A 17,198-nucleotide genomic window follows, 5' to 3' on the forward strand; every position below is an offset into this window, starting at 1 on the left:
TGCCCGTTCCCCGTCAGGGGAGCGAGCACTTTTTTGTTTATCTGAGAAAGGGATTACATGTACTCCATCTCGAACTTGCGGCCGTACAAGGTTTCGCCGATGGCGTCGTGCAGCAGCTGCATGAAGGTGCGGTGCAGGGGAGTGATGCGTTTGGCGTTGAATACCACATAGATTCGGAAGGATGTGGGGCTGCCGCCGGGCATGACAAAGACCGGCTTTTCCTCTGTGTGGACAAAATGGGAATAGGCTGCGTTCTCAAAAGCAATGCCCATGCCGTTGGCCACCATCTGATAAACGGTTACCGCGTTGGAAATGAACATGGTACGCTTGGGATGGAAATTGTAGGCGGTGCACATCCATTGGGTATGGCGATTCATACTGCCCTTGACACTAGGGCAGATGAACAGCTCGTTGCTCAGCCGTTCGGCATCCACATCCAGGGGATGGGTCATGCTGTTTCCTGTCAGATCGTAAGATTTCATGAGCGGAATGCTGCGGGGGACCAAAAACAGGTGGAATTCCTGGGGCAGGCGCAGATAGGACAGCTTGGCGTTATACACATAGGTTTCTACCACGGCCATGTCCAGCACTCCGTGCAGTACCTTCTCGATCATATTTACGTCCCGGTCCTCGGATACGCTGATCTCGGCGTCCGGGAACATTCGCTGCAGCCGGGGCAGGGTCATGGGCAGCCAGATGGTGCCGCGGTTTCGCCCGATCCCCAGGTTCAGCTTCAGGTCCGGGTCGCTGTTGAACTGCAGTAGGTCCCGGGCCAGGCGGTCCTGCATGTTGCAGATTTTTTCCAGCTCGGAGATATAATAGGTGCCGGCTTCGGTAATGCGGATGGGGTTGGTACTGCGGTCAAACAGCCGTACTCCCAGATCCCGCTCCAGCCGGTTCAGGTATACGGTCAGCGCCGGCTGCGAAATGAACAAACGGTCGGCTGCACGTGTGATATTCTGTTCCTCTGCCAACACCATCAGATAGTTCAGTTGGTCGAACATGGTATTTTTCACAATATTTTTCCACCACCTTTGGCAAGTATTATTATTATAGAAGCAAAAAATCGCTTTGTAAAGTGTTTTTTAGGCTCCATAACTTTGCAGTTATACCGTGATAGTTGGGTTGATATTTCCAATCGGGCAAAAGATGTGGCTATAATCTAGATAGAAGATGACCTTGACCGCCGGAGCCGGAGGGAATGGCAGGCGGCCTGAAGGCAGTTAAGCAAGAGAATTCCACAGGGAGGAAACACAAACGATGAATCAAGTTGTGATCAAGGAACCGGGAATCGTCGAAGTTCGCAAAGACGCCGTGCAGCCCGTTCCCGGTGCCGGAGAAGCGCTGCTGAAGGTACAGTATTGCGGGATCTGCGGCGCCGACCTGGCCAGCTTTACCGGCAACCAGCCCTTTACCACCTATCCCCGCGTCCCCGGTCATGAGTTCAGTGCCCAGATCGTCTCCGTGCCGGAAAATGACCGCGGTCTGAACCCCGGCGACATTGTCACCTGCAACCCGTACTTCAATTGTGGGCACTGCTATTCCTGCCGGCGCGGTTTTGTGAACTGCTGCACCGACAACCAGACCATGGGCGTGCAGCGGGACGGTGCCTTTCAGGATTACATCACCATGCCTGTTTCCCGCATTGTGCCGGGCCGCGGCCTGAGCGCCCGCCAGCTGGCCCTGGTGGAGCCCTTCTGCATCGGCCATCACGGAATCTCCCGCGGGCATGTCAAAGCCGGGGACAAGGTTCTGGTGGTGGGAGCCGGCCCCATCGGCATGTTTGCCATGCTCAGCGCCAGGGCTATCGGTGCCGAAGTGTACATGGCCGATATTCTGGACGGCCGCCTGGCCGTTGCCCGGGAAATGGGCGCCGCCGGCACGGTCAATTCCGCCTCTCAGGAGGATGTGGACCGCTTTACCGCCGAAATCACCGGCGGCAACGGCTTTGATGTCTGTGTGGAATGCTGCGGTCTGCCCCAGACCTTCCTGCAGTGCATCCAGCAGGCGGCTTTCGCCGGCACCATCATCCTCATCGGCAACGGCAAGCGCGAAACCACCTTCCTCCATTCCATCCTGCTGAAAAAGGAACTGAACGTCTACGGCAGCCGCAACGCCTACACCGCCGACTTTGAACAGGTGGTGGACATCCTGTGCCGCGGTCTGGTGGACGTGGAAAAACTGGTCAGCCGGGAGTACGCCCTGGCCGACGCCGCCGATGCCTTCGAGGTGCTGCAGCACAACGACGGCAACATTATGAAGGTTTTGCTGCGGGTGGAGTAAGCACCCCGCACAAGAAAGCAAAAACGGAGGGAAGAAACCCATGAGCAAGGACCAAACCGCCATCTCCGCTGTTTCCAAAAAGGGCATGCGCCTGCATTACCGCAAGCTGGCAACGCCTTACCTGATGCTGGCCCCTATGCTGGCCTTTGTGCTGGTCTTCATGATTTGGCCCATCATCAACGTGTTCATCATGAGCGTGGAAGAATACAAGATCACCAAGCCCAATGACCGTCATTTCATCGGCCTGGAAAACTTCATCCAGATCTTTACCAAGGACGACCTGTTCTGGCGCACGCTGGGCAACACGTTGGTGTACGCCGTGATCAGCGTGGTGTTCCAGTGCGTGCTGGGATTCTGGCTGGCCTATCTGCTGACCCGCAAGTTCAAAGGCCGCGGCATCGTCCGCGCCCTGGCCCTGGTGCCCTGGGCTGTTGCCGGCCTGATGGTCGGTATCATCTGGAACCTGATGCTGGGCCAGACCTACGGCGTCATCAATGACCTGCTGCAGCGTGTGGGGCTCATCGATACCAACATATCCTGGTTCTCCAGCGCATCCATGGCCATGCTGGCCGCCTGTATTGCCAACGTATGGCGCGGCATTCCCTTCTTTACCATCAGCTTTATGTCCGCGCTGGTCAGCATTCCCGACGACCTGTACGAATCCGCCCGCATCGACGGCGCCAACGCCCCCACCATGATGTTCCGCATCACCATTCCCATGATCAAGGACACCATCATCTTCACCACCCTGTTGCGCTGCATCTGGACCTTCAACGCCGTTGACCTGATCATTGCCCTGACCGACGGTGGTCCCAACCGCGGAACCACCACCCTGGCACTGTACACCATGCGCACCTTCACCAACAGCTACGATTACGGCTACGCTTCCGCTCTGGCGGTGGTGTCCACCATCATCATGCTGGTTGTGGCGTTCGTGTATATCAAGTTCGGCAAAATGGGCAAAAACGTATAAAGGAGGCCGCACAATATGGATACCAAATTCAAGCGCAATCTGTCTGCCGCGGGCTCCCGCGTGCTGCTGCTGTACCTGCCGCTGGCCGTCTTTCTGGTGTTCACCCTGTTCCCCTTCTACTGGATCGTGAACACCTCGCTGAAGGACAGCGTGGACGTGCTGAGCATCCCCATCCAGTACTGGCCCCAGAATCCCACCTTTGAAAACTACATCTACCTGTTCCAGAAGATGGGATTTGGCAACAACGTCAAGAACACCTTCTTTGTGGCTATCCTGACCACCGTCTTCGTCACCCTGTTGAGCTTGCTGGCCGGCTACGCCATGAGCCGCTACAGATTCCGGGGCAAAGGGGTCGTCTACGTGCTCATGCTGGTCACCCAGATGCTGCCCGCCGTTGTGCTGATGATCCCGCTGTTCCAGACCATGGTCAGCCTGAACCTGATCAACAACCTGTGGAGCCTGGTGCTGATCTGCACCTGCACCAACCTGCCGTTCTGCATGTTCATGATGATGGGCTACTACAACTCGGTTCCCAACGAGCTGGAAGAGGCCGCCCAGGTGGACGGCTGCACCCTGCTGGGCGCGGTGTTCCGCATTCTGATCCCGGTTATGCTGCCCAGCATCGTGGCCACCGGCGCTTACGCCTTCATCAATGCCTGGAACGTGTACGTCTACGCCACCGCCTTCATCACCGACCGTACCAAGTACACCCTGCCCTTGGCACTGAACGTCTTCCAGGGTGAATACGGCACCGACTACGGTCTGCTGGCCGCCGGCTGCGTCATCGCCCTGCTGCCCGTCATCATCATCTTTGCCTTCATCCAGAAGCACCTGTCCGGCGGTGCCACTTCCGGCGCCGTGAAGGGATAAGGCCCCCACCCAAGGAAACGGGCGTTCGGATCAGAACGCCTGACAATAGAAGAACAAGGAGGACATACACATGAAATTGACCAAATGGACCGCCGGCGTGCTGAGCATGGCCATGTTTGCTGCTTTGCTGACCGGTTGCAGCGGTGGTTCCGGCAGCTCCGCGTCCACCGCGGGCACCGCCACCGACGAAGCGGCCTCCACCGCCTCCACTGCCTCCACCGGCGAAAAGAAAACCCTGCAGTTCTGGTATCACTCTGCCGATCCGGTGACCGACGCCTACTTTGAGGATTACTTCAAAGAGCTGAACGCCAGCCAGGACCAGTACGAAGTGGTGTATACCAGCTTCTCCTTCGCCGACTTCCAGCAGCAGTTCCAGATGGCTGTCTCCACCAACACCATGCCGGACGTGGTCAGCCTGGGCTTCTCCAACATTGCGGCCTTCACCGCACAGGATTCCCTGCTGCCTCTGGATGACTATGTGGACCAGATCACCAACTACCAGTATATCGACGATCAGCTGCTGGAAGGCACCCGCACCCTGGGCGACGGCGTGCTGTACGGCCTGCCCTTCGCCTACAACCAGGAAGTGGCCTGGTACAATGTGAAGGACTTTGAGGAAAATAACATCACCCCGCCCGAAACCCAGTCCGAATTCCTGCAGCTGTGCGAACAGTTTGCCGATCCCGCCAACTCCAAGTACTTCTACAGCCTGCGCGGCGTGCGTCCGTACGACAGCCTGGTTGCCTGGCTGTGGACCTACACCGACGGCCTGGGCTATGAAGGCTCCTGGTTCGACGACGAGGGCAACTGCATCCTGAGCGATCCCGCCTTTGCCGAAGCACTGGACACCTACGCCAACATCTATAAGAACAACTGGGTCTCCGGCGACTCCATCAACAACAACTTCGACCAGATCGTGGCCGAGTTCGGTTCCGGCGTCTCCATGTATATCATTCACAACTCTTCTTCCGAAGCCACCCATCTGGAGAACCTGGGTGAAGGCAACTTTGCCGCCGCCCGCGTTCTGGCCAACGACCAGGGCCACTACTTCGCTTCCGGTCTGCAGCCCAACATCTACTGCATCCCCAACCAGGGCGAGGACAAGGACTACAGCGGCTCCGTGTGGCTCATTGATCAGCTGCTGAGCGCCGAGGTGGAAGGCGAATTGTGCCGCCAGCTGGGCCGCGTTCCCTGCAACGTCCAGGTTCAGGAACAGGATTGGTATTCCAGCGATCCCGAAATGATGCTGTACGCCAGCTACCTGACCGATCCCAACTACTACCAGATCGATAACCCGTACTGGCTGACCGACTTCTCCACTTTCATCACCGACGATATGACCGCCGACTTCCAGGCTGTCCTGATGGGCGACATGACCGCACAGGATTGCGTCAACGGCTGGGCCGAAGCAATCGACGGCTACCAGGCGGAGTACCTGGCCAACAAGTAAGCAAGGCACCATACGCTAAGTCTGGGCGCACGCCCAACTGAACCGACGCTGCGCCACGGGGGGGGAAAGTTTTTCTTACTTGCGTGACGCAGCTTCTTTTTTGCATATATTTTGCATGATTTTGGCAAGGGAGGCAAAACAATGGCGCAGCCAACCGTTCTGTTTCAGGACGACTTCCGCTCGTTTTCCATCGGGCCGCTGCCTTTTGACCGGGAACATTCGGCCATGGGCGAATACCACTTCGTACAGCAGCCCGGGTACACCGGCGGCTGGTACGATCCCATCACCAACTGCAACTACCGTGGCCCCAACTGGATCGTCACCGCCTGTGACGGTGTGCATTATATGGAGCAGATGCGGGTCCGCAATCCCCTGACCCACAACGTCTGCCCGGTGCTCACCGCCGGGGACGAGGACTGGGGCGACTATACCTTCCGGGTGCGGATGCGGGCCCTGTGTACCACCGAGGAAGCCGGTCTTCTGTTCCGGTATCAGACCTCTCTGATGCATTATGCCTTTTTCCTCAACAACGGCAAAGCCCAGCTTTACCGGGTGGAAAAGAAAGAACGCACCCTGCTGGCCCAATGCGATTTTGCCTATGACTGCGACACCCTGTACACCCTGGAAGCCAGCTGCTGCGGCGCGCACCTGCGTTGCAGCGTAAACGGCCGGCTTCTGCTGGAAACGCAGGATGAGCGCTACGCCACCGGCAAAGTGGCGCTGGCTGCCTACATGCCGGCGCAGTACACCGACGTTCTGGTGACCGCCACCCCCGAAGCCGCAGCGGCTTTCACCGCCCGGCGGGACGCCCGGGCGGCACGTGTGGCGGAAAAACGCCGCCTGTATGCCCAGCCCAAACTGTGGAAGATCATCAACCTGGAAAACTTCGGCGCTTCCCGCCAGATTCGTTTCGGCCACCTCACCGGCGGCACCGACTGGTATTTCGTCATTGCCCAGCACCAGAAACGGGTGTTCAAGGAACGCTACTGCAACATCAGCTGCCTGACCGCCGTGAGTATCGAAACCGGTCGAGTGCTTTGGCAGACCGGGGAACCCTCTGCCCTGGCGGTCAACCAGGATACCACCTGTGACCTGCCCTTCCAGATTTACGACATCAACAATGACGGCATTGACGAGGTCATTGTGGCCCAGGACTTCCATCTCAAGATTCTGGACGGCCGCACCGGCCGGGAGCTGCGGTCTATGCCCACCCCCTTCAACGACGACCCGGCGGATCAGATCCTGGGCATCGAGTTCCAGAAGCATGCCTTCGACCGCCTGAATGTGGATGCCATCCGCATCGTGAACGTGTCCGGCAAGGATCACCCCAGTGATATCCTCATCAAGGACCGCTATGCCCGGCTGTGGGTGTATGACGATCAGTTCAACCTGCTGTGGAAGTTTACCCACAACAACACCGGCCATTTTCCCTACGCCTACGACTTCAACGGGGACGGCAAGGACGAAATCTTCAGCTGTTACAACATGATCAGCAGCGATGGCAAGCTGGTCTGGCAGCTGCCCATCAGTACCGACCACACCGACGAGATCGTTATCGGCCGGTTTGACCCCGATGTGGATGATGACCTTATTGCCATTGTGTCCGGGTGGGAAGGGTTCATGATCGTGGACAAGCAGGGCAACATCCGCGCCCGGGACATCAACGGTCACGGCCAGCGCATCAGTGTGGCCAACTACTGCCCCGACCGTCCCGGCCTGCAGATCTGCACCACTACCTACTGGGAAAACCAGGGCATTGTCTATCTCTACGACTGCAAAGGGCGAGAAATCTGGCACCAGGAACCCAAGTGCAACGGCAACGTCATTGCCCCGGTCAACTGGCAGGGGGATGGCACTGAGCTGATCCTGCTCAATGGTAACCCCGAACTGGGAGGCCTGATTGACGGGGAAGGGGACCAGGTGGTCCGGTTCCCGGCGGACGGCCATCCAGACATGTGCGCCGAGGTCATCGACCTCACCGGTGATGCCCGGGATGAAATCGTGCTATGGGATGCCAAGCACATGTACATTTACACCCAGGACCGTCCCTGCACCCTGACTGACCGGGAGTATATCCCCCTGAAATACCCACACTGCAACTCTTCCAACTATCGCGGAGAGTTCTCTTTCGCCCGCTGGCGCCGGCGCTGAACCGTCCGCCGTCCACCCACATACCTTTGACTGGAGAATTTTTATGTTGTATGATCGCTACCTTCGGCAGTACGCCGCGGTATTCAGCCGTACCGACCGCAATATGTGGAACTATGAGGATGGCTGTGTCCTGATCGGACTTTCTGCCCTGTACCGGGCCACTGGCGAAGAAGTGTTCCGGGATACCATCCAACGCTTCATTGACCGTTATATCGACGACACAGGCGCTATCCGCTGCTACGACCAGAAGGAATACAACCTGGATTACATCCCCACCGGCCGTGTCCTGTTTGAACTGTACGACCGGACCGGAAATCCAAAATACCGCACCGCAATCGAAACACTGGAAGACCAGCTGCGCCACCAGCCCCGCACGGCCAGCGGCAGTTTCTGGCACAAAGGCATCTATCCCAATCAGGTCTGGCTGGACGGACTGTACATGGGCCTGCCGTACTATGTGACCTATGAACGCAAGTTCGGGGATGGCAGCCGCCTGGACGATGTGATGCTGCAGTTCCGCAACGCCCGCGCTCATCTGTACGACCCCAAGACCGGCCTGTACTACCATGCCTGGGACGAATCCCGCCAGGCTTTCTGGGCAGACAAAGAAACCGGCCTGTCCCCTAACATCTGGCTGCGGGCCCTGGGGTGGTACCTGATGGCGCTGGCCGATATCTACGACCTTTTCCCGGAAGAGCGAGCCGAGGACCGGCGGGAACTGGCGGCCCTGTGGAAGGAAGGCATCGACGGTATCCTGCGCTGGCAGGATCGGGACAGCGGGCTGTTCTATCAGCTGCCGGCCCTGCCTAATGTGCATGGCAACTATCTGGAAACCAGTGGTTCCCTGATGGTGGCGTACAGCCTGCTGAAAGGGGCCCGCCTGGGCGTTCTGTCCGATGAAACCTATCGCCGCAGCGGGGAACAGGTGCTTATGGGTATTGCCTTGCGCAAGTTTACCATCAGCAACGGCCAGGTCAGCCTGAACGGCATCTGCAAGGGGGCCGGTCTGGGCCCGGCAGGAAACCTGCGCCGCAAGGGTACAGTGGAATACTACCTGTCGGAAGATGTGGTAGCCGATGAACAGAAGGGGGTGGGCGTCTGCATGATGGCCTATGCCGAATATCTGCTGGCCCGGAAAGCCGATGCCCTGGCAAAGGATTTCCCCCGGGTGGAGATATTCACCAAGGAGTATGACCCCATCATGCCCGGTGACGAAAAGTTCATCGCCTTTGAAGCCCGGCGCCGCGCCGAGGCCGCTGCCCGATGAGCGCCCCCGCGCTGCGCACCGCTACCCCCGAATCCGTGGGCATACCCAGCGAGGCCCTGCATAGTGTGCTGGATTTCTGGGAGGAGCGAGGCCTGGCCATGCATAGCCTGCTTGTCATGCGGAGGGACAGGCTCGTGCTGGAAGCCTACTGGAAACCCTTTGGCCCCCAGACCCTGCACCGTATGTTTTCCCAGACCAAGAGCCTGGTTTCCCTGGCTATCGGGTTGCTGGAAGAGGAAGGCCGGCTTTGCCTGGATGACCCCATATGCCGGTATTTTCCGGACAAACTGCCTCCCGCTGGTCCCACTCCCGAACTGGCCGCCCTGACCATCCGGGAGATGCTGTGCATGGCCACCCCCTACCGACGTACTACCTACAAGGACCATCCCGGCCCCGACTGGGTGGGCAGTTTCTTTACCGCTCCGGCAGACCATGCCCCCGGACGGTTCTTTGCCTATGACACCAGCGCCACCCATGTGCTCTGTGCCCTGGTAGGCCGGTTGAGCGGGGAAGAACTGCTGCCTTATCTGTGCCGGAAATGCCTGGACGAGATCGGCTTTTCCCCCAAAGCCTACTGCCTGGGGGATCCCATGGGAATCCCCCAGGGTGGGTCGGGGCTGCTGGCCTGCCCCCGGGATATGTTGCGCCTGCTGCGTCTACTGGCCGCAGAGGGCCGGTGGGGCGGGCGGCAGCTGCTGCCCGCCGGCTATCTGCGGCAGGCTTTGTGCCGCCAGATTGATACCGAAGCCAACAATGCCGGCGGCGAATGGGATTTCGCCCAGGGGTACGGCTACCAGTTCTGGCGGCTGTCCCACAACGGCTGGTGCCTGTACGGCATGGGCGGGCAGCTTTCCATCTGCCTGCCGGACAAGGACCTGCTGGTGGTTACCACTGCCGACACCCAGGGCCGCCAGGGCGGGGTGCAGCTGATTCTGGACGGGCTGTGGACCTGCCTGTGGCCCCGGCTTGCCCCGGACCCTTTGCCGGAAAATCCCCCGGCCTGGGCTGCCCTGCGCGAGCGGGTGCAGGCGCTGACCCTGGCGCCGGTGGCCGGAATCCCCTGGCCGGGCTCTGCCGCCGGGCACGACGGCACCTACCGCCTGCACGGTCCCGCCGGCCTTCGGGAGATGACCCTGCGCAGCGGCGACGCCGGCGGAACCCTGGAGCTGTGCTATTCCTCCGGCACGGTGGTGCTGGACTTCGGAGCGGGCAGCTGCCATTGCGGCAGCTTCGCGGAAACACAGATTCCCTGCGCGGTTTCCGCTGCCTGGAAGGACGACCGGACCCTGTTGGTGCAGGTCTGCCTGCTGGGAGAGCGCACCGGCAGTCTGCTGGTGCAGGTTGTGTTTGCGGGGGACGCCGTGACCCTGCTGCTGCGCTGCCTGGAGGAGTACCCTGACCCCCGGTTTGAGGGAACAGCCGACGGAACACGGAACCGTTCTTGAAAACACGCAAAAGGAAATACTATGAACGTTGATGCTTTGGAACGGGAAATTCTGGCCCGGATCCGTCCACCTCAGATTCCGAATTATAGCCTGAACATCTGCCGCTGTGGCGCGGTGCCGGGCGCCCGCACACCCCAGACTGCCGCCATCCAGCAGGCCATTGACCGGGTGGCCGCAGCCGGCGGGGGCCGGGTGGAGGTGCCTCGGGGTGTTTTTCTTACCGGGGCGCTGCGCCTGCGCAGCCATGTGGAACTGCACCTGCAAAGTCCCGCTTCGGTGCTGCGGTTTCTGCCCCGGGTGGACACGGGTGATTATCCGGTGGTGTTTTCCCACTGGGAAGGCACCCCCTGTTACAATTATTCGGCGCTGCTGTATGCCTGTGACGAAACCGATCTGGCTGTGACCGGCCCCGGTGTGCTGGATGGCCAGGGACGGCCGGATACCTGGTGGTCCTGGCACCATGAAGAGGAAAATCCCTGGTCCACCGAGAGCGCAGACCTGCAGGCACCGGCCCGCCGCCGTCTGCGCCGCATGAACCTGGAAGGGGTGCCGGTGGAGCAAAGACGGTTCGGGGATGGAGATTATCTGCGCCCCAACTTTGTGCAGTTCCTGCGCTGCGAGCGGGTACTGCTAAAGGAATTTACCATGCGGCACAGCCCCATGTGGAACCTGAACCCGGTGCTGTGCCGTAGCGTGGTCATACGGGGGCTGTGTATCGACTCTCACGGCCCCAACTCCGACGGCTGTGACCCGGAAAGCTGCGACGGGGTGCTCATCGAAAACTGCTTCTTTGACAATGGGGACGACTGCATCAGCCTGAAATCCGGCAGGGACCGGGACGGGCGTATTTTGGCTACGCCCTGCCGAAATGTGCTCATCCGCCACAACTTCTTTGCCGACGGCCACGGCGGTATTGCCCTGGGCAGCGAGATGAGCGGCGGGCTGTGCCGTATTGTGGCCCGTGGCAACCGGTTCGACAGCCCCAACCTGACCTATGCCCTGCGGCTGAAAAGCAATGCCCGCCGGGGCAGAGTGGTGGAACAGGTGGTGCTGGCAGACAGCGACATCCGTACGGTGAGCGGGGCCGCGGTGCACGGCACCATGATGTATGAGGACGGTCCTGACGGCGACAACCTGCCGGTGTTCCGGGATATTCTGATCCAGAACGTCACCGCTCACGGCGGAGAGTACGGCATTTTTCTCGAAGCCTTTTCCCAGGTGCCCATCACCGGGCTGGAACTGCGGCACATTCACATTGACGGTGTGACCCATCCGCTCTGGGCACAGAACTGGAAAGATCCGGTGCTGGAGGATGTGTTCCTCAACGGCAGACCCTATCCCCGCCCTTACGGAGTGCACATTCTGGGAATTCCCGCCCCTGGGGCCGAACTTCATGCCGCCAGCAACAGCTGCGTGCCGGGCACCCCGCCGGCCTACCGTTGGCAGTTCTGCCCGCCCGGCGGTGCCTGGCGGGACTGCGGCACCGGCACCGTCTTCCGCCTTTCTGCCGCCATGCAGGCAGGGCGGCTGCGCCTGTGGGCCATCAATTCTCAGGGCTGCGGGGAGCAAAGCATGGAATACCACATTGTGCCGCCCCCTGAGCCGGGCGCGGCGCCGGGCACCCCCGGCAGTGCCGAAAACCGGCGCCTGCAGGCCCGGGGCATGCTGCCCGGCCCTACCGCCGGCGCGCCCGACGCCCCCATACGGCGGCGGACGCTGGCCAGTATGCTGGAACCGATGCTGAGTCCGGTGCCAGGCCTGCCCCCACTGGAAAGCGCTATCGTCCAGGGGGTCATGGCCCGCCAAGGGGATGCCTTGGCACCCAACGGTTTCCTCACCCGGGAAGAGCTTGCCACCGTGGCCATGTCCTGCTGCGCGGCCAACTACCGCAACGCATCCACCACCCGGCCCCATTGCGCCGACGCCGACCGAGTCAGCCCCATTCATGCCACCCAGGTGGCCCGGGCCTTGTATTTCGGCTTTATGAAGCTGGACGAAAGGGGCCGGTTTGACCCGGACCGCAGGGTTACCATGGCCCAGGCGGTGTGCACCCTCAACGCGGTGGCGGATTTCAACAGCCTGTAACTGCAATCTTTTGGTTCCGGTTTGCAATCATTCGTTTCGGATTTTGCAATTTCTCTGTTTTGAACAGCTTTGGCGTCCAGATTCGGTGGTTCTGCCCATTGAACAAACCGCCGCTGCGGGCTACACTCGTTTCAAAGCCCCTGCGGCTTATCTTTGGAGGAGGCATCGTCCTATGTATTTGCCCTACGGAATCATCCCGCCCATCATCACCCTTTTCACGCCGGAAGGTATCGTGCGATGTGACGCCCTGGCCGATATGGTCCGCCATCTCATTGACAATGGAGTGCACGGCGTGTTTCCCTTCGGCACCACCGGCGAGTTCTACGCCGTCAATGATGAGGAGTATGTCCGGGTCCTGACCACTGTGCGCCAGGCGGCCGCCGGCCGCAAGAACCGCTACGGAAAGCCCATCCAGCTGCTGGCCGGATGCAGCCACATCACCACCCGGGGCGTCATTCGTCTGGTGCACCTGGTGGAGCAGGTGGGGGGCTACGATGCCGTCAGCGTGCTGACCCCCATGTTCGTCAGCCAGACCCAGGACGAGTTGTATACCTATTACCGCACCATCGCCGAAGCGTCCTCGCTGCCGGTGATCATGTACAACAACAAACCCAAAACCAACGTCAACATCGCCCCCGAAACCGCTGCCCGCCTGGCGCGGGATTGCCCCAACATCATCGGCATCAAGGATTCCACCGGGGATATGACTACCTGTGAGGAATACCTGCGCCTGACCATGGACCAGCGGGACCATTTCCATGTGATGATGGGCCGTGACACCATGATCTATGCCGGCCTGCATTACGGATGCTCGGGCGCTGTGGCCAGCTGTGCCAACGTGGCCCCCCGCATCGCTGCCGACATCTATGATAAGTTCATGGACGGCGACTGGAAGGGGGCGCTGGAAGCTCAGTACCGTCTGGCGCCGCTGCGCATTGCCTGCTCCATGGGCACCTTCCCCCAGGCCATCAAGGAAGGGCTGAACATGCAGGGCATTCCGGTAGGCAAGTGCCTGGACCCCATCCAGGAACTGACCCCGCCCGAAAAGGAAAAACTGCGCGCCGTTCTTGCGGGAATGGGCCTGCTGTAACGGGAATTGCATTAAAAAGGAGCCGATTATGCCTGATTTTTACCTGGGTGCACGCGCCCATGACTACGGCCGCGGAACTCCGGCCGAAATGTTTGCCCGCCTGCGGCGGGATGGCTGGACCTGCACCCAGCTGGCCTACCCCAAAGCCATAGAAGGAATTTCTACCCTGGAAGATGTGACCCCCACGGTGGTGGAGGACACCCTGGCCGCCATGAAAGGCACCGGCCTGCGCGTGCCGGTGCTGGGGGTGTACCGGGAACTGGCTGCTGCGGACGAAACCCTGCGCCGCCGGGAGGTCCGGGCGTTCATCAGCCAGATGCCGGTCTGCCGGGCCCTGGGGGCTTTGTGCATGGGCAGCGAAACCACCGGCATGGAAAAACAGCCTGTCGGCACCACCCTGGCCCAAGCCAGGGCCCAGCTGGAAAAAAGCCTGGAAGAGATTCTGCCTGCCGCCGAAGCCCTGGGGGTGACGGTGGCACTGGAACCGGTGTGGCATCATGCCCTGTCCACCGCCGAGTATGCCCGGCAGCTGCTGGATACCATGGCCAGCCCGGCCCTGCGCCTGATCTTTGACCCTGCCAATCTGCTGGGACCGGACTGGCTGGACCGGCAGGATCAGCTGTTCGGCCGCGCCATGGACTTATGGGGCGACAAGATCATGGCCGTGCATTTCAAGGGTGTGCGGTACGAAGGCCGGCGTCACATCCCCTGCCGGCTGGAAGATTCGGTGGTAGAATACGAAACGGTGTTCCGCCACATGAAGGGCCTGCCCCAGGAGGAACTGCCCGTCCTTCGGGAGGAAGCAGTGCCCGGTGCCGCCGACAGCGACCGGGCCGTCATGACACAGGCCTGCCGGTGGATGCAGTGACCGGCACCGCAAAGGAGAAAAGGGAATGCAGTACAATTTTGAGCGGTTCGACGCCTATTTCCGCGCCTATCTGCGGCGGGGGATCTGTGGCGGCGCACCCCATAAAAACTGGAACTACAAGGACGATCTGACAATACTGGGGGCCTATGACCTGTACCGCGCCACCGGGGATGTGTTTTTTCGGGACAGGATTCTGGACCTGACCGGGGAACTTCTGCCGCCTGATGATCAGCCTCTGGGCCACAATCTGGATACCATCAGCTTCGGCAAGACCGACCTAGTCCTGTTGACTTTGACAGGGAACGAGCGCTGGCGGCGCCGTCTGGCTGCCAAACAGGCGGCTCTGGCTGAGCATCCCCGCACCGAAAGCGGCAACTTCTGGCATAAGGATATCTATCCCTGGCAGGTCTGGCTGGACGGACTGTACATGGCTTTACCCGTTTACCTTCAGGACCCGGCCAACGCAGAGGATGCTCTGCACCAGATCGAGGAGGTCCGTCGGCGGCTGTACCTGCCGGAAAAGGGGCTGTATCGCCATGCCTGGGACGAGCGCCGGGCGCAGGAATGGGCCGACCCCGAAACCGGGCTTTCCCCCTGCGTGTGGCTGCGGGCCGAAGGCTGGTTCCTGATGATGCTGGTGGATGTTTGGGACCTGATGCCCCGTCAGTCCCAGAAAGAGCGGGTGGAAAATCTGCTGCTGGAAGCCATTAACGGTTTGCTGCCCTACTGCGACCGGGAAAGCGGGATGTTCCTGCAGCTGGTGGACCTGGCCGGGGAGCCTGGCAACTATCCCGAAACATCGGGCAGCGCCATGGCGGCCTATGCCATGATGAAAGGCGCTCGGCTGGGCATGCTGCCCGCCGGGTACTTTCAGCGGGGGGCCGGGGTCCTGGCTGGCATCCAGGGTGCCTGCCTGAAGGGAACAGGGAACACCCTGGTGCTGGACGGCATCTGCGGCAGTGCGGGGCTGGGCCCCGGGCCCGACCACCGCACCGACCGCGACGGGAGCGTGGCCTATTATCTCAGCGAAGCCATCCGCCCGGACAACCAGCATGGTGCGGCAGCCTGCATGATGGCTTACAGCGAATATCTGCGCGGCAACCGGTGAACACCCGGCCGCGTGTTCAAACCAAAGAGGAGGTGCCTTATGGCGGAACAACAAATGCCTCTGGTCCTGCAGGTCAAACCCCAGGACAACGTTGCCATTGCGGTGCGGGACCTGCCCGCCGGCACAATGGCGGCCCCCGGCCTGCGTGCGCTGCAGGATATTCCCCAGGCTCACAAGATTGCTCTGCGGCACATTCCCCAGGGGAGCGAGGTGCTGCGCTATGGGGTGGTGCTGGGCTATGCCCGGCAGGATATTCCGGCGGGCAGCTGGGTCAATGAGCACATGCTTACCCTGCCCGAAAGTCCGGCGTTGACCGAGCTGCCCTACGGCACCAACCTGGTTCCCCCGCAGGACCTGCCCGACCCAACCCGTACCACCTGGATGGGTTACCGCAACCGCACCGGCCCTGCCGGTACCCGCAACCTGCTGGGCATCGTCACCACGGTACAATGCTGTGCTGGGGTAGTAAAGGTGGCGGTGGAGCGAATCCGGCGGGAACTGCTGCCCCGCTACCCCCATGTGGATGACGTAGTGGCCGTGACCCATCCCTACGGATGCGGGGTGGCCATCAATGCGCCCATGGCCAAAATTCCTATCCGGGCGGTGCGCAATCTGGTGCGCCACCCCAACTTCGGCGGGGAAATCATGGTCATCGGGCTGGGCTGCGAAAAGCTGACCTATGACCGGCTGCTGGAACCGGAAGAGATCAACCCGGAAAACGTCCTGACCCTGCAGGACTGCCATGGCCATGATGCCATGATGCAGGCCATTCTGGACATGGCTGACCGCAAACTGCAGCGGCTGGAACAGCGCCGGCGGGAGGAACTGCCCCTGAGCGAACTGGTCATCGGCATGCAGTGCGGCGGCAGCGACGCCTTCAGTGGGCTGACCGCCAACCCCAGCGCCGGGTATGCCGCCGATATGCTGGTCAAGGGCGGGGCCACCGTGCTGTTCAGCGAGGTGACCGAAGTGCGGGACGGGGTGCAGTTTCTGGCAGCACGCTGCCCGGATGCGCACACCCGGGACCGCCTGGTGGCGGAAATGCAGTGGTATGACGATTACCTGGCCGCCGGCGGGGTGGATCGAGATGCCAATCCCACCCCCGGTAACAAGAAAGGCGGCCTGGCCAATATTGTGGAAAAGGCCATGGGCAGCATTGCCAAAAGCGGCACCAGCCCCATTGTGGAGGTCCTGAGCCCGGCTGAGAAGCCCACCGCCCACGGACTGATCTATGCCGCTACCCCTGCCAGCGATATCGTGTGCGGACCCTGCCAGTTGGCTTCCGGCATCGGCCTGCAGGTGTTCATGACCGGACGCGGTACCCCCTACGGGCTGGACATTGCCCCGGTCATCAAGGTGTGCAGCCGGGACGAAATGAAGGATTTCTGGTTCGATATGATTGACATTTCGGCTGGAGGCGTTGCCACCGGGCGCAGTACTATTGCCCAGGTGGGACATGAAATTTTTGATATGATCCTGGATGTGGCCAGCGGGGTGCGCAAGCCGTACAGCGACCAGTATGGTTTCCATAATGACCTGTGCATCTTCAACCCCGCCCCGATCACATGATTCGGCGGGCCACACCTGCCCAACCAAGAGACCGCCTTT

Annotated in this window: 13 protein-coding genes; 12 read left to right on the plus strand and 1 reads right to left on the minus strand. The window is 60.7% G+C overall.

What is annotated here, in order from left to right:
* Positions 1–53: 53 nt before the first annotated feature.
* Positions 54–1,016, minus strand: coding sequence for a LysR substrate-binding domain-containing protein (locus H6B15_RS01470; RefSeq protein WP_204645325.1), 963 nt, complete (start codon positions 1,014–1,016; stop codon positions 54–56).
* A 244-nt stretch (positions 1,017–1,260) separates the two neighbouring features.
* Between H6B15_RS01470 and H6B15_RS01475 the strand changes: the two genes are divergently transcribed.
* The 12 genes from H6B15_RS01475 (at position 1,261) to garD (ending at position 17,159) form a co-directional block, all read left to right on the plus strand.
* Entirely contained in the window at positions 1,261–2,283 is a 1,023-nt protein-coding gene (locus H6B15_RS01475) for a zinc-binding alcohol dehydrogenase family protein (protein WP_204645326.1), read from the plus strand.
* Between the two features lie 40 nt (positions 2,284–2,323).
* The gene (locus tag H6B15_RS01480; RefSeq protein WP_243424220.1) at positions 2,324–3,256 is read left to right on the plus strand and encodes a carbohydrate ABC transporter permease; all 933 of its coding nucleotides are present in this window, start codon (positions 2,324–2,326) and stop codon (positions 3,254–3,256) included.
* Positions 3,257–3,271: 15 nt separating this feature from the next.
* Positions 3,272–4,126, plus strand: a complete 855-nt coding sequence (locus H6B15_RS01485; protein ID WP_204645327.1) for a carbohydrate ABC transporter permease — start codon at positions 3,272–3,274, stop codon at positions 4,124–4,126.
* Positions 4,127–4,196: 70 nt separating this feature from the next.
* Entirely contained in the window at positions 4,197–5,576 is a 1,380-nt protein-coding gene (locus tag H6B15_RS01490) for an ABC transporter substrate-binding protein (RefSeq protein ID WP_204645328.1), read from the plus strand.
* Between the two features lie 141 nt (positions 5,577–5,717).
* Positions 5,718–7,727, plus strand: a complete 2,010-nt coding sequence (locus H6B15_RS01495; RefSeq protein ID WP_204645329.1) for a hypothetical protein — start codon at positions 5,718–5,720, stop codon at positions 7,725–7,727.
* Between the two features lie 43 nt (positions 7,728–7,770).
* Positions 7,771–8,994, plus strand: a complete 1,224-nt coding sequence (locus tag H6B15_RS01500; RefSeq protein WP_204645330.1) for a glycoside hydrolase family 88/105 protein — start codon at positions 7,771–7,773, stop codon at positions 8,992–8,994.
* On the plus strand, positions 8,991–10,439 hold the full coding sequence (locus tag H6B15_RS01505) for a serine hydrolase domain-containing protein (protein ID WP_204645332.1): 1,449 nt from the start codon (positions 8,991–8,993) through the stop codon (positions 10,437–10,439). Before H6B15_RS01500 ends, H6B15_RS01505 begins: the two co-directional genes overlap by 4 nt.
* Before the next feature lie 21 nt (positions 10,440–10,460).
* Positions 10,461–12,524 carry a glycoside hydrolase family 28 protein gene (locus H6B15_RS01510; protein ID WP_204645334.1) on the plus strand — a complete coding sequence of 688 codons (2,064 nt, stop codon included), beginning with the start codon at positions 10,461–10,463 and terminating at the stop codon, positions 12,522–12,524.
* 172 nt (positions 12,525–12,696) lie between these two features.
* Positions 12,697–13,614, plus strand: coding sequence for a dihydrodipicolinate synthase family protein (locus H6B15_RS01515; RefSeq protein WP_204645336.1), 918 nt, complete (start codon positions 12,697–12,699; stop codon positions 13,612–13,614).
* Positions 13,615–13,642: 28 nt separating this feature from the next.
* Entirely contained in the window at positions 13,643–14,482 is an 840-nt protein-coding gene (locus tag H6B15_RS01520; RefSeq protein WP_204645337.1) for a sugar phosphate isomerase/epimerase family protein, read from the plus strand.
* Positions 14,483–14,507: 25 nt separating this feature from the next.
* Entirely contained in the window at positions 14,508–15,590 is a 1,083-nt protein-coding gene (locus tag H6B15_RS01525) for a glycoside hydrolase family 88/105 protein (RefSeq protein WP_204645338.1), read from the plus strand.
* 39 nt (positions 15,591–15,629) lie between these two features.
* Positions 15,630–17,159, plus strand: coding sequence for a galactarate dehydratase (gene garD, locus H6B15_RS01530; RefSeq protein WP_243424221.1), 1,530 nt, complete (start codon positions 15,630–15,632; stop codon positions 17,157–17,159).
* Positions 17,160–17,198 lie beyond the last annotated feature (39 nt).

The sequence above is a fragment of the Gemmiger formicilis genome (genome assembly GCF_016900095.1).
Taxonomy (GTDB): Bacteria; Bacillota; Clostridia; order Oscillospirales; family Ruminococcaceae; genus Gemmiger; species Gemmiger formicilis_A.